The following is a 13,876-nucleotide window of genomic DNA, read 5'->3' as shown; positions in this document are numbered from 1 at the left end:
GTGGAAGAAAATCAGTACCCGAGCCGCTGCGGCAGCCACAGCGCCAGGGGCGGCCAGGCCAGCACCAGCAGCATGACCAGGAACATGGCCAGCAGCATCCAGCCGACCCAGCGCACGGTCTCCTCCATGCGCACACCCGCGATGCGGCACGACACCATGAGGTTGACCGCCAGCGGCGGCGTGAACTGCCCCAGCGCCACCTTGAGCGTTAGCACCACGCCGAACCACACCGGGTCCCAGTGGTAGTGCTGCACGATGGGCAGCAGCAGCGGCACGAAGATCAGGAAGATGGACACACCGTCGAGGAACATGCCCACCGTGATCAGCAGCAGAATCAGCAGTCCCAGCACTCCGTACTCGCCCAGGCCCGAATGCACGATGGCATTGGTGACCGGGTCGATCACGCCCAGCGTGGAAAGCGAATACGCGAAGATGCCCGCGAGCGACACCACGAGCAGGATCACCGCCGACAGCTCGCCCGATTCGCGCAGGATCGGGAACAGGTCGCCGACCCCGATCGTGCGATGGATGCACATGCCCACGAACAGGCCGTAGAACACCGCCACCACCGCCGCCTCGGTCGGCGTGAACCAACCCGCGCGCATGCCGCCCAGAATGAGCATCGGCGCGGCCAGCCCCCACACTGCCTCGCGCAGGCTGCGCCAGAACGGCGGGCGCGGCATGCTGGCCTCCAGCGCGCCCATGCTGTGTTTGCGCGCCATCCATACCGCCGGCACGATCAGTGCCATGCCGGCCAGCACGCCGGGGATCATGCCGGCGGCGAACAGCGCCGGCACCGAGGCGCCGGGGACCAGCACCGAATAGACGATGAAGGCCACCGAGGGCGGGATCAGGATGTCCGTCGCGGCCGCCGCGCCCACCACGCTGGCCGAGAAGCTCGCCGGGTAGCCCGCGCGCGACATGGCCGCGATCATCACCCCGCCCACGGCGGCGGCGTTGGCGGGGCCGGAACCGGAAATGCCGCCGAGGAACATCGCCACGCAAATGGCCACCAGCGGCAGCATGCCGGGGCCGCGCCCCACGATGGCGACGGCGAAGTTGACGAGTCGCAGCGCCACGCCCGAGCGGTCGAAGATCGAGCCCACGAGCACGAACATCGGGATTGCCAGCAGCGGGTACTTGCCCAGGCCCGCGTAGAAGTTCTGCGGCACCGCCAGCAGGCCGAACCACTGCGTGTCCAGGTTGGCCAGCGCGATCGCCGCCGCGCCCGCCAGGCCCAGCGCGGCACCGATGGGCACGCCCGCGAGCATCATGGCCAGGAAAGCCACGAACAATAGAGTGGCTATCACGATGAAGTCCGTCCGCGCCGGATGCACAGCCCCACGGCGCGCAGCGCGATGCCCAGCGACACGATGGGCAGCCAGATCGAATACCACCACTGCGGCACGCCGATGCCCGGCGATGTCTCCTCGAAGCGCCAGTCGTCCCACACCATGCGCGCGCTCAGCACCGCGATCAGCGCGAACAGCAGCGCCACCATGGCCGCGCCGAACCGCGCCAGGCGCTTCCTGCGTGCCAGCGAGCCGTTTTCGGCGAAATACTCGATGCGGATGTGCCGGTCGCGCGCCACGGCGGCCGAGCCCGCCACGAGCGTCAGCAGGATCATGAGGAACACCGAGAACTCCTCGGTCCACGCGAACGACGAATTGGTGAAATAGCGCACCAGCACATTGGCGAACGTGATGAGCGCCAGCGCCGCCATGATGGCGACGGTGAGCCAGTCTTCGATCTTCAGCGGGATGCGGGTGGGTTCGTCAGCGGGCGGCGGGGCGCCGCCGGCGTCGCCGGGGGGCGGGCCGGACTCGGAATGCAGGGACATGGAAAGGCCGTTGTTGTCGCAATGGAAGCGCCGCGTGGCGCGCACGCGTGCAGCCATCCTAGTGGTGGCCAGGCTGGCAGGGGATTCGGGCTTTCCATGATGCTGAAAACAAAATCAGGCCAAGTCGCCCGTTCAGCCTGCGTTGGATGCTACTGATTCAGGAGCGTACCCAGGGGTGCGCGGCAGCGCGGGCACAACGCCCGGGCCTCGCCTGCTCGGCAAACGGCAAGCCGGTCGGCAGCGCAGAGCGCCGGCCGGCCGCTTGGCGCGGGATGGCGCTCAATTCGCGCTCGTATGGGCGGCTTGCGTGGCACGGGCGTGACCGTGCAGCCCGACGCGCCGCCGGCCTGCACGCGCTGCGCTTCGGCCAGGTATTCCGGGCCGCTGCGCAGGCGCTGGTAGGCGACCAGGCGCTCTTCGTGGCCGGGCAGGAAGCTCTGGCGTTGCTCACGGCGTACTGGCCCATGCCGGCACGCTTGCAGAGGTTGAGATCAGCGACCACTTCGGCGCGCGACAGCCCGGCACCGGCTTCGGCGGCGGGCAACGCTTGCTGCGCGGAGGCGGCGCCGGCAACGGCGAGGGCGGCAATGGCGAGGAGAGCCTTGGCATGCATGGTGTGTTTCCTTTCGTTGTCTGTGCCGCGCGGAATGCGCTGGGCACGCAAGGAGGGCTGAGCCGCCGCCTCGCCGTATGTGCCTTTACGCACAGGTTTTCTCAATCCGGCCCCAGCCGCTGGCAGGTCACGCGCGAACCGGGGGCCTTCGCGCGCATGGTGGCCGAGGTGCGCGGCGCCTGATGACGGCCCGGCATTGCCCGCTAAACTGCCCACTTTCCCCGCCGCAACCGTCCCCGCGCATGCCATCTTCTTCGCCCGCCGCCGCCCAGACCGTTCACGTCACGCTCGACGATGGCGGCGGCTACCCCATCGAGATTGGCGCCGGGTTGCTGGCCAGCATCGGCGCGCACCCCGCGCTGACGCACCCGGCGTTGCGGTCGGCAGCGGCAATGATCGTCACCAACACCACCGTGGCGCCGCTCTACGCCGAGGCGCTGGCCGCCGCGCTGCGCCCGCCCTACGCCCAGGTTCACACCGTGGCGCTGCCCGACGGCGAGGCGCACAAGGACTGGCCCACGCTCAACCTCGTCTTCGACGCGCTGCTCGGCCACGGCTGCGACCGCAAGACCGTGCTGTTCGCCCTGGGCGGCGGCGTGGTCGGCGACATGACGGGCTTCGCTGCGGCCTGCTACATGCGTGGCGTGCCGTTCGTGCAGGTGCCCACCACGCTGCTCGCGCAGGTGGATTCTTCGGTGGGCGGCAAGACCGCCATCAACCACCCGCTGGGCAAGAACATGATCGGCGCGTTCTACCAGCCGAAACTGGTGCTCTGCGACCTCGCCACGCTGGCCACGCTGCCGGCGCGCGAGGTGAGTGCGGGGCTGGCCGAGGTCATCAAGTACGGACCCATCGCCGACATGGATTTCCTGGCCTGGATCGAGGCGCACGTCGGCGCGCTGCGCGCTGGCGACCACGCCGCGCTCGCGCATGCCGTGCGCCGGAGCTGCGAGATCAAGGCCCGCGTCGTCGGCCAGGACGAGAAGGAGGCGGGCCTGCGCGCCATCCTCAACTTCGGCCATACCTTCGGCCACGCCATCGAGGCCGGCCTGGGCTACGGCGAATGGCTGCATGGCGAGGCCGTGGGCTGCGGCATGGTGATGGCCGCGCGGCTGTCGGCGCGGCTGGGGCTGGTGGACGACGCTTTCGTGGCGCGCCTGGTTGCCATCGTCGAGCGCGCCGGCCTGCCGGTGCGCGCGCCGCGCATCGATGCGCGCGACAACCCCGGGCGCTATCTGGCGCTGATGCGCGTGGACAAGAAGGCCGAGGCCGGCGAGATCAAGTTCGTGCTGATCGCCCGTCCCGGCGAGGCCGTGGTGCGCGGCGCGCCCGACGCGCTGGTGCGCGAGGTGATCGACGCATCGTGCGCCTGATGCAGATCCTGTTTACTATATTTTTAATAGCTACATGCCCAGTAAATACGGGCGCTGAAGGCGTTTTTTACCCATGACCGTGCTGGCACCCTACGCCTGCGACCCGGCGCGCACGCGCGGGCGCCGCCATGCCGAGGCCCCCACGCCCACGCGCACCGAGTTCCAGCGCGACCGCGACCGCATCGTGCATTCGAGCGCGTTCCGCCGGCTGGTCTACAAGACCCAGGTGTTCCTGAATCATGAGGGCGACCTGTTCCGCACGCGGCTCACGCATTCGCTCGAAGTGGCGCAACTCGGCCGCTCCATCGCGCGTCCGCTGGGGCTCAACGAGGATCTGGTGGAGGCCATCGCGCTCGCGCATGACCTGGGCCACACCCCCTTCGGCCACGCGGGGCAGGACGAGTTGAACGACTGCATGGCGCCCTACGGCGGCTTCGAACACAACATGCAGAGCCTGCGCGTAGTCGATGCGCTGGAGCACCGCTACCCGCGCTACGACGGCATCAACCTCACCTTCGAGACGCGCGAGGGCATCCTCAAGCACTGCTCGCAGGCCAACGCGCGGCATCTGGAGGCGCTGGAGCCCGGCGGCGTGGGCCGGCGCTTCCTGCTGCGCCAGCAGCCGGGGCTGGAGGCCCAGCTCTGCAACCTGGCCGATGAAATCGCCTACAACGCCCACGACATCGACGACGGCGTGCGCTCGGGCCTGCTCACGCTGGCGCAGATGCGTGAGGTCGCGCTGTTCGACGCCCATTGCGCCGAGGTGCTGGCCGAATACCCCGAGCTGGCCGGCGCTGGCCACGGGCGCCGCCTGCTCTACGAAACCATCCGCCGCATGCTGAGCGCACAGGTGTACGACGTGATCGCCGCCACCCGGGCCGCGCTGGACGCCGCCGCGCCCGCCTGCGCCGACGCGGTGCGTGCGCATGGCGGGCCGCTGGTGTGCTTCGGCGAGCCCATGCGTGCGCAGCTCGCGCCGCTCAAGCAGTTCCTGTTGCGCAACCTGTACCGCCACCCGCAGGTCATGCAGACCACGGGTCTGGCGCGGCAAGTGGTGCGCGAGCTGTTCGCAGCCTATATGAATGACCCGGCGCAGCTGCACCGTGGTGTCGCAACCCAGGCCCTGGATGCCGCCCCGCCTGCCGACCATGTACGCGCCGTGGCCGACTATGTGGCTGGCATGACCGACCGCTTCGCCGCCCGCGAGCATGCGCGCATCACCGGGCGACGGCTGCTGGACTCTTAGAATCGGTCTTCCGCTGGGGCCCGTGCGTGCAGCGGATTCCCTCATGGCGATCAGCGCGAGCACTCCCTCCTTCCCCCTGGCCGGCGGCAACGCCGTCATCCGCGACACCGTGCGCTGGATGGAGCGCGCCGTCATCGGCCTGCAGCTCTGCCCCTTCGCCAAGGCCGTGCACGTGAAGGGCCAGGTGCACTGCGCCGTCAGCGACGCGGCCGATGACGTGGCGCTGCTCGAAGACCTGGAGCATGAGCTGGGCAGCCTGGTGGCCCTGCCCGCCGAACAGCGCGACACCACGCTGCTCATGGCGCCGGGCTGCCTGCACGACTTTCTGGACTTCAACGGTTTTCTTGCCAGCGCCGACCGCCTGCTGCGTCGCATGCGGCTGGTGGGCACGGTCCAGATCGCGGCTTTCCACCCGGCGTTCCAGTTCGCCGGCACCGAGGCCGGCGACATCACCAACTGCACCAACCGCGCGCCATACCCCACGCTGCACCTGATCCGCGAGGAGAGCATCGACCGCGCCGTGGCGGCGTTCCCCGAGGCCGAGGCCATCTTCGAGCGCAACATGCAGACGCTGCGCGACCTGGGCGCCGCCGGCTGGCAGGCGCTGCTGGAGGCGCCGCAGTGAAGCGCGGGCCGCAAAAGCCGCAGGCCGCGGGCGCACCCGACGCCGTGCTGCAGGAGTTGCGCCCAGGCCAGTCGGTCGAACTGCTGCAGGAGCTGCACATCCTCACACGCGAAGGCCGGCTCAACCAGGACTCGCGGCGCAAGCTCAAGCAGGTCTACCACCTGTTCCAGTTCATCGAGGCGCTGCTGCGCGAACTGCCCGGCGAAGGCGAGGGCGCCACGCTGGCCGACCACGGCGCGGGCAAGTCGTACCTGGGCTTCATCATCTACGACCTGTTCTACAAGGCCCGCGCGGGTGGCCGCATCTACGGCATCGAGACGCGCGCCGAGCTGGTGGAATCGTCGCGCGCCTTGGCTGTGCGCCTGGGGTTCGAGCGCATGGCCTTCCTCAACGTGCAGGCCGCCGACGCGGCGGACGCGCCCGGAATGCCGGAACGCATCGACGTGGTGACGGCCCTGCACGCCTGCGACACCGCCACCGACGACGCCATCGATTTCGCCCTGCGCAAGGATGCGCGCGCCATCGCCATCGTGCCCTGCTGCCAGGCCGAGGTGGCGGCCTGCCTGCGCAGCGCCAAGGCGCAGTCGCTCGCGCGCACCCCGCTGGCCGAACTGTGGCGCCACCCGCTGCACACGCGCGAATTCGGGAGCCAGCTCACCAACGTGCTGCGCTGCCTGTATCTCGAAGCCTGCGGCTACGAGGTGACGGTGACGGAATTGGTCGGCTGGGAGCACAGCATGAAGAACGAACTGATCCTCGCGCGCCGCAAGGGCGCCGGCCGGCACAGCGCCGCGCGCCGCATGCAGGCCATCCTGGCGGAGTTCGGACTGGAGGCGCTGCTCGGGCGGCGCTATCCACGCGCAGCGGAACTGCTGGGCTGACTGCATGGGCCCTCAATAGCACTCAATAGCACTCAATAGGGGTCAGATTCCAATTATCATGGCGCACAGTTCCATCCGGCACGCACCATGGCCCGTCTCCCCCGCCTGACCGTCCCGCATTACCCGCACCACATCATCGAGCGCGGCAACAACCGCCAGGCGATCTTCGCCGAGTCTGCCGATTACATTCGGTTGCTGGCCTTGCTGGACGAAAATGCGGCGAAGTTCGGCGTGGCGCTGCATGCCTACGTGTTGATGAGCAACCACTTCCACCTGCTGGCCACGCCGCAGGACGCGCAGGGCATCCCGGCCATGATGCAGGCCGTGGGCCGCAGCTACGTGCGCTGGTTCAACGACCGCCAGGGCCGCAGCGGCACGCTGTGGGAGGGCCGCTACCGCAGCACGCTGATCGAGGCCGAGCGCCACCTGCTGGCCTGCATGGCCTATATCGACCTCAACCCGGTGCGTGCTGGCATGGTGGGCGATCCCGCCGCCTATCCGTGGTCCAGCCATTGCCACTACGCGGGCCTGCGCCAGGACCGTTTGTTGACCCCGCACCCGCTCTACTGGCAGTTGGGCAACACGCCTTTCGCGCGCGAGGCCGCCTATGCCGATTTGGTGCGCGCCGGCCTGTCCGCGGACCAGCAGTGTGCGTTGACCGATTCCGCCTTCAGCGGATGGGCGCTGGGCAGCCCGGACTTTGTGGCCGACTTGCAAAAACGCACCATGCGCCGGGTGGCAAAAGGCCAGGCGGGCCGGCGACCATTGCAGGTAAAAGAACCAATAGCAAAAACGCCATGAGCGCGCCACCAATAAGGGATTGATGCTACATATTTTGATGTGTCCCTTAAAAATAGAGAGATGTATTTCATGCGATTTAAAAGGGTTCTGACCCCTATTAATTTTCTTGGCATTGTTGTTGCAATCGCCTATGCTCCGGTTCCCCTGCGATGAAACTCAAGGAGCGCGCCATGACGACGGCAGCCGAGATCCAGCATCTCCAAGAAAACGGGCTTTATTCTTCCGCCGCCGAGCACGATGCCTGTGGCGTGGGCTTCGTGGCGCACATACGCGGCGAAAAAAGCCACGCCATCGTGCAGCAGGGCCTGAAGATCCTGGAAAACCTCGACCATCGCGGGGCGGTCGGCGCCGACAAGCTCATGGGCGACGGCGCGGGCATCCTGATCCAGATGCCCGATACCCTCTACCGCGAAGAGATGGCCAAGCAGGGTATAGCGCTGCCCCCGCCCGGCGAATACGGCGTGGGCATGATCTTCCTGCCCAAGGAGCACGCATCCCGCCTGGCCTGCGAGCAGGAAATGGAGCGCGCCATCAAGGCCGAGGGCCAGATCCTGCTGGGCTGGCGCGACGTGCCCGTGAACCGCGACATGCCCATGAGCCCGGCCGTGCGCGCCAAGGAGCCCATCCTGCGGCAGGTATTCATCGGCCGCGGCAGCGACGTGATCGTGCAGGATGCGCTGGAGCGCAAGCTCTACGTCATCCGCAAGACCGCCAGCGCCGCCATTCAGCGCCTGAAGCTCAAGCACGGCAAGGAATACTACGTGCCGAGCATGAGCAGCCGCACCGTGGTCTACAAGGGTCTGCTGCTGGCCGACCAGGTAGGCACCTACTACCTCGACCTGCGGGATGAGCGCTGCGTCTCCGCCCTGGGCCTGGTGCATCAGCGCTTCTCCACCAACACCTTCCCCGAGTGGCCGCTGGCCCACCCGTACCGCTACGTGGCCCACAACGGCGAGATCAACACCGTCAAGGGCAACTACAACTGGATGAAGGCGCGCGAGGGTGTCATGAGTTCGCCCGTGCTGGGCGAGGACCTGAAGAAGCTCTACCCCATCAGCTTCGCTGGGCAATCCGACACCGCCACGTTCGACAACTGCCTCGAACTGCTGACGATGGCCGGCTACCCGATCAGCCAGGCCGTGATGATGATGATTCCCGAACCCTGGGAGCAGCACACCACCATGGACCCGCGCCGCCGCGCGTTCTACGAGTACCACGCCGCCATGATGGAGCCCTGGGACGGCCCGGCTTCCATCGTGTTCACCGATGGCCGCCAAATCGGCGCCACGCTGGACCGCAACGGCCTGCGGCCCTCGCGCTACTGCGTAACGGACGACGACCTGGTCATCATGGCCTCCGAATCCGGCGTGCTGCCGGTGCCCGAGAGCAAGATCGTGCGCAAGTGGCGTCTGCAGCCCGGCAAGATGTTCCTGATCGATCTGGAGCAGGGCCGCATGATCGACGACGAGGAGGTCAAGGCCACCCTCGCCAACAGCAAGCCCTACAAGCAGTGGATCGAGAACCTGCGCATCCGCCTAGACGACCTGGACGGCAGCGCCGGCGTGCCCGAGCCCAGCCACGTGCCGCTGTTGGACCGCCAGCAGGCGTTCGGCTACACCCAGGAAGACATCAAGTTCCTGCTCAGCCCCATGGCCACGGCGGGCGAGGAGGGCATCGGCTCCATGGGCAACGACAGCCCGCTGGCCGTGCTCTCGAGTAAGAACAAGCCGCTCTTCAACTACTTCAAGCAGCTGTTCGCGCAGGTGACCAACCCGCCGATCGACCCGATCCGCGAGGCCATCGTGATGTCGCTCGTGAGCTTCATCGGCCCCAAGCCCAACCTGCTCGACATCAACCAGGTCAACCCGCCGATGCGGCTGGAGGTGAGCCAGCCCATCCTCGACTTCGCCGCCATGGCCAAGCTGCGCGACATCGAGCACACCACGCAGGGCAAGTTCAAGAGCTACACGCTCGACATCACCTACCCGCTGGACTGGGGCCGCGAGGGCGTGGAGGCCAAACTCGCCTCGCTGTGCGCCGAGGCAGTGGATGCCATCCAGGGCGGCAGGAACATCCTCATCATCAGCGACCGCCGCGTGGGTGCAGGACAGATCGCCATTCCCGCGCTGCTGGCGCTCTCCGCCATCCACCAGCACCTGGTGCGCGAAGGGTTGCGCACCACGGCGGGCCTGGTGGTGGAAACCGGCACTGCGCGTGAGGTGCACCACTTTGGCGTGCTCGCGGGCTATGGCGCCGAGGCCGTGCACCCCTACCTGGCCATGGAGACGCTGGCCGTCATCCACAAGGACCTACCGGGCGGCCTGAGCGCCGAGAAGGCCGTCTACAACTACGTCAAGGCCATCGGCAAGGGCCTGTCGAAGATCATGTCCAAGATGGGCGTGTCCACCTACATGAGCTACTGCGGCGCCCAATTGTTCGAGGCCATCGGCATCAACAGCGCCACGATCGATAAGTACTTCACCGGCACGCCCAGCCGCGTGGAAGGCATCGGCGTGTTCGAAATCGCCGAGGAAGCCATCCGCATGCACAACGCCGCCTTCGGCGACGACCCGGTGCTCGCCACCATGCTCGACGCCGGCGGCGAATACGCCTGGCGCACGCGCGGCGAGGAGCACATGTGGACGCCCGACGCCATCGCCAAGCTGCAGCACAGCGCACGCGCCAACAACTTCAACACCTACAAGGAATACGCCCAGATCATCAACGACCAGAGCCGACGCCACATGACGTTGCGCGGCCTGTTCGAGTTCCGCATCGACCCGGCCAAGGCGATTCCCGTGGACGAGGTGGAGCCGGCCAAGGAAATCGTCAAGCGCTTCGCCAGCGGCGCCATGTCGCTGGGCTCCATCAGCACCGAGGCGCACGCCACCCTGGCCGTGGCCATGAACCGCATCGGCGGCAAGAGCAACACCGGCGAGGGCGGCGAAGACCCGGCGCGCTACCGGCAGGAATTGAAGGGCATCCCGATCCAGGCCGGCGCCACGCTCAAGAGCGTGATCGGCGCGGCGCAGGTCGAGGCCGACGTGGCGCTGCAGGCCGGCGACTCGCTGCGCAGCCGCATCAAGCAGGTGGCGTCGGGGCGCTTCGGCGTCACGGCTGAATACCTGACCAGCGCCGACCAGATCCAGATCAAAATGGCCCAGGGCGCCAAGCCCGGCGAAGGTGGCCAGTTGCCCGGCGGCAAGGTCAGCCAGTACATCGGCAAGCTGCGCTACAGCGTGCCCGGCGTGGGCCTCATCAGCCCGCCGCCGCACCACGACATCTACTCCATCGAAGACCTGGCGCAGCTCATTCACGACCTCAAGAACGTGGCGCCGCACGCCAGCATCAGCACCAAGCTGGTGTCGGAGATCGGCGTCGGCACCATCGCCGCGGGCGTGGCCAAGTGCAAGAGCGACCACGTGGTGATCGCCGGCCACGACGGCGGCACGGGCGCCTCGCCCTGGTCGTCCATCAAGCACGCCGGCAGCCCGTGGGAGATCGGCCTGGCCGAGACGCAGCAGACCCTGGTACTCAACCGCCTGCGCGGGCGCATCCGTGTGCAGGCCGACGGTCAGATGAAGACCGGGCGCGACGTCGTCATCGGCGCGCTGCTGGGCGCCGACGAATTCGGCTTCGCCACCGCGCCGCTGGTGGTGGAGGGCTGCATCATGATGCGCAAGTGCCACCTCAACACCTGCCCCGTGGGGGTGGCCACGCAGGACCCAGTGCTGCGCCGGAAGTTTTCCGGCAAACCCGAGCACGTGGTCAACTTCTTCTTCTTCATCGCCGAGGAAGTGCGCCAGATCATGGCTCAGCTCGGCATCCGCAGGTTCGACGACCTGATCGGCCGCGCCGACCTGCTCGACACGAAGAAGGGCATCGAGCACTGGAAGGCCAAAGGCCTGGACTTCAGCCGCCTGTTCGCGCTGCCCAACGTGCCCGCCGACGTGCCGCGCCGCCATGTCGAGTCGCAGGAGCACGGACTGGAAAAGAGCCTGGACAACGTGCTGATCGCCAAGTCACGCCCGGCCATCGACCGGGGCGAGAAGGTGCAGTTCATCGAAGTGGCGCGCAACGTCAACCGCACCGTGGGCGCCATGCTCTCGGGCGTGCTGACCAAGGCCCACCCCGAGGGCCTCCCCGACGACAGCATCCGCATCCAGCTCGAAGGCACGGGCGGCCAGTCGTTCGGCGCCTTCCTGGCGCGCGGCATCACCATGTACCTGATCGGCGACGCCAACGACTACACCGGCAAGGGCCTGTCGGGCGGGCGCATCGTCGTGCGCCCGAGCATCGACTTCCGTGGCGAGGCCACGCGCAACACCATCATCGGCAATACCGCGCTGTACGGCGCCACCACGGGCGAGGCCTTCTTCAGCGGCGTGGCCGGCGAGCGCTTCGCGGTGCGTCTCTCGGGCGCCACGGCGGTGGTCGAGGGCACGGGCGACCACGGCTGCGAGTACATGACCGGCGGCACCGTCGCCGTGCTCGGCAAGACGGGCCGCAACTTTGCCGCCGGCATGAGTGGCGGCGTGGCCTACGTGTTCGACGAGGACGGCCACTTCGCCGCGCGCTGCAACACCGCCATGGTGTCACTGGAGAAGGTGGTTCCCGCCGCCGAGCAGAAGGTCAGCCATGCCAGCACCCGCTGGCACCGCGACGAGAGCGACGAGGTGCAATTGCGCCAGTTGCTGGCCGACCACTACCGTTGGACCGGCAGCAAGCGCGCCCGCGAACTGCTCGACACCTGGGAGTCCGCACGCACCCGGTTCGTGAAGGTGTTCCCCAACGAATACAAGCGCGCGCTGGCCGAGATGTACGAGCGCCAGATCGAAGCCGCCAGCAGCGGCAACAACGCCCAGCTGGGGCTGGAAACCGCTGCCGCCTGACCGCCGGAACACGAAGCACGAAGGAACCGCAAGATCATGGGAAAAGTCACCGGCTTCATGGAGTACGAGCGCATCGACGAAGGCTATGCGCCCGTGGCTGCCCGGCTCAAGAACTACAAGGAATTCGTCGTCGGCCTCGACGACGCGCAGGCCAAGATCCAGGGCGCCCGCTGCATGGACTGCGGCACGCCGTTCTGCAACAACGGCTGCCCGGTCAACAACATCATTCCGGACTTCAACGACCTGGTCTACCGCCAAGATTGGAAGAATGCCATCGAGGTGCTGCACAGCACCAACAACTTCCCCGAGTTCACGGGCCGCATCTGCCCCGCGCCCTGCGAGGCGGCCTGCACGCTGAACGTGAACGACGACCCCGTGGGCATCAAGAGCATCGAGCACGCGATCATCGACCATGCCTGGGAAAACGGCTGGGTCGTGCCGCGTCCGGCCAAGCGCAGGACGGGCCGGAAGGTGGCCGTGGTCGGCGCTGGCCCGGCGGGCCTGGCGGCCGCGCAGCAGCTCGCGCGCGCCGGCCATGACGTGACGCTGTTCGAGAAGAATGACCGCGCCGGTGGCCTGCTGCGCTACGGTATCCCCGACTTCAAGCTCGACAAGTCGCACATCGACCGCCGCGTGGAGCAGATGCAGGCCGAGGGCGTCGTCTTCCGCACCGGCGTGGCCGTGGGGGCGGCCAAGGACACCCTGGGCAAGGGCAGCAAGGTGACCAATTGGGCCAAGGAAACCGTCACGCCCGAGCAGTTGCAGGCCGGGTTCGACGCCGTGCTGCTCACTGGCGGTGCCGAGCAGAGCCGCGACCTGCCCGTGCCGGGCCGTGACCTCGACGGCATCCACTTCGCCATGGAGTTCCTGCCGCAGCAGAACAAGGTCAACGCGGGCGACAAGCTCAAGGGCCAGATCATGGCCACGGGCAAGCACGTGATCGTGATCGGCGGTGGCGACACCGGCAGCGACTGCGTGGGCACCAGCAACCGCCATGGCGCGGCCAGTGTGGTGCAGTTCGAGCTGATGCCGCGTCCGCCCGAGCAGGAGAACCGCCCGCTCACCTGGCCCTACTGGCCCATCAAGCTGCGCACCAGCTCCAGCCACGAGGAAGGCTGCGAGCGTGAATTCGCCATCGCCACCAAGGAATTCATCGGTGAGAAAGGGAAGGTCACGGGCCTGAAGACCGTGCACGTGGAATTCAAGGACGGCAAGTTCGTCGACATCCCCGGCACCGAGAAGACCTACCAGGCCGACCTCGTACTGCTGGCCATGGGCTTCACCGGCCCCGTGGCGCCCGTGCTCGACGCCTTTGGCATAGAGAAGGACGCGCGCGGCAACGCCAAGGCCACGACAGACTTCACCGGCGGCTATGCCACCAGCGTGCCCAAGGTGTTCGCCGCCGGCGACATGCGGCGCGGGCAGAGCCTGGTGGTGTGGGCCATCCGCGAAGGCCGGCAGGCCGCGCGCGCGGTCGATGAGTTCCTGATGGGCTTCAGCGACCTGCCGCGCTGACCCGGTACGCGACAAGCCCTGCCGTTCAGGGCGGGGAAGGATAGCGCGGACGGCGTAGCCGTCCTTGTTTTGGTTCTTAGTGTGGGGTCT

The 13,876-nt window shown here is 67.7% G+C and carries 10 protein-coding genes; 7 read left to right on the top strand and 3 right to left on the bottom strand.

Annotated elements, in window-relative coordinates; translation table 11 throughout:
• Positions 1–11: 11 nt before the first annotated feature.
• From PY257_RS14330 to PY257_RS14320, 3 genes are all read right to left on the bottom strand, one after another.
• Positions 12–1,310, bottom strand: coding sequence for a TRAP transporter large permease (locus PY257_RS14330; RefSeq protein ID WP_275743016.1), 1,299 nt, complete (start codon positions 1,308–1,310; stop codon positions 12–14).
• The gene (locus PY257_RS14325) at positions 1,307–1,840 is read right to left on the bottom strand and encodes a TRAP transporter small permease (RefSeq protein ID WP_275743014.1); all 534 of its coding nucleotides are present in this window, start codon (positions 1,838–1,840) and stop codon (positions 1,307–1,309) included. The genes PY257_RS14330 and PY257_RS14325 overlap by 4 nt, the downstream gene beginning before the upstream one ends.
• Positions 1,841–1,997: 157 nt before the next feature.
• Complete coding sequence (locus PY257_RS14320) at positions 1,998–2,453, bottom strand: hypothetical protein (protein WP_275743012.1); 456 nt, start codon at positions 2,451–2,453, stop codon at positions 1,998–2,000.
• A gap of 242 nt (positions 2,454–2,695) precedes the next feature.
• On the opposite strand from PY257_RS14320, the gene aroB reads away from it, so the two are divergent.
• From aroB to PY257_RS14285, 7 genes are all read left to right on the top strand, one after another.
• On the top strand, positions 2,696–3,826 hold the full coding sequence (gene aroB, locus PY257_RS14315) for a 3-dehydroquinate synthase (protein WP_275743010.1): 1,131 nt from the start codon (positions 2,696–2,698) through the stop codon (positions 3,824–3,826).
• A gap of 73 nt (positions 3,827–3,899) precedes the next feature.
• A complete protein-coding gene (locus tag PY257_RS14310) occupies positions 3,900–5,072 on the top strand; it encodes a deoxyguanosinetriphosphate triphosphohydrolase (RefSeq protein WP_275743008.1) in 1,173 nt (390 codons plus the stop codon).
• Between the two features lie 43 nt (positions 5,073–5,115).
• Positions 5,116–5,697 (top strand): DUF1415 domain-containing protein, encoded by a 582-nt coding sequence (locus tag PY257_RS14305; protein WP_275743006.1) that lies wholly within the window; start codon positions 5,116–5,118, stop codon positions 5,695–5,697.
• A complete protein-coding gene (locus PY257_RS14300; RefSeq protein ID WP_275743003.1) occupies positions 5,694–6,578 on the top strand; it encodes a class I SAM-dependent methyltransferase in 885 nt (294 codons plus the stop codon). Before PY257_RS14305 ends, PY257_RS14300 begins: the two co-directional genes overlap by 4 nt.
• Positions 6,579–6,665: 87 nt before the next feature.
• Positions 6,666–7,379: a transposase gene (locus PY257_RS14295; RefSeq protein WP_275743001.1), complete on the top strand. Its 714-nt coding sequence runs from the start codon at positions 6,666–6,668 to the stop codon at positions 7,377–7,379.
• Between the two features lie 170 nt (positions 7,380–7,549).
• A complete protein-coding gene (locus PY257_RS14290; protein ID WP_275742999.1) occupies positions 7,550–12,271 on the top strand; it encodes a glutamate synthase-related protein in 4,722 nt (1,573 codons plus the stop codon).
• A 36-nt stretch (positions 12,272–12,307) separates the two neighbouring features.
• A complete protein-coding gene (locus PY257_RS14285; RefSeq protein ID WP_275742997.1) occupies positions 12,308–13,786 on the top strand; it encodes a glutamate synthase subunit beta in 1,479 nt (492 codons plus the stop codon).
• The last annotated feature ends 90 nt before the right edge of the window (positions 13,787–13,876 follow it).

Origin of the sequence: Curvibacter soli, assembly GCF_029211125.1 — a bacterium.
GTDB classification, from domain to species: domain Bacteria; phylum Pseudomonadota; class Gammaproteobacteria; order Burkholderiales; family Burkholderiaceae_C; genus Curvibacter_A; species Curvibacter_A soli.
The sequence above is the reverse complement of the archived record's forward strand: the minus strand, read 5'-3'. Positions and strand labels throughout refer to the sequence as shown.

What these genes read in the sequence shown, in the direction of transcription:
- PY257_RS14325 (WP_275743014.1), bottom strand. Translation starts at nt 1,840, where the DNA reads ATGTCCCTGCATTCCGAGTCCGGCCCGCCCCCCGGCGACGCCGGCGGC.
- PY257_RS14320 (WP_275743012.1), bottom strand. Translation starts at nt 2,453, where the DNA reads ATGCATGCCAAGGCTCTCCTCGCCATTGCCGCCCTCGCCGTTGCCGGC.
- aroB (WP_275743010.1), top strand. Translation starts at nt 2,696, where the DNA reads ATGCCATCTTCTTCGCCCGCCGCCGCCCAGACCGTTCACGTCACGCTC.
- PY257_RS14310 (WP_275743008.1), top strand. Translation starts at nt 3,900, where the DNA reads ATGACCGTGCTGGCACCCTACGCCTGCGACCCGGCGCGCACGCGCGGG.
- PY257_RS14305 (WP_275743006.1), top strand. Translation starts at nt 5,116, where the DNA reads ATGGCGATCAGCGCGAGCACTCCCTCCTTCCCCCTGGCCGGCGGCAAC.
- PY257_RS14295 (WP_275743001.1), top strand. Translation starts at nt 6,666, where the DNA reads ATGGCCCGTCTCCCCCGCCTGACCGTCCCGCATTACCCGCACCACATC.
- PY257_RS14290 (WP_275742999.1), top strand. Translation starts at nt 7,550, where the DNA reads ATGACGACGGCAGCCGAGATCCAGCATCTCCAAGAAAACGGGCTTTAT.
- PY257_RS14285 (WP_275742997.1), top strand. Translation starts at nt 12,308, where the DNA reads ATGGGAAAAGTCACCGGCTTCATGGAGTACGAGCGCATCGACGAAGGC.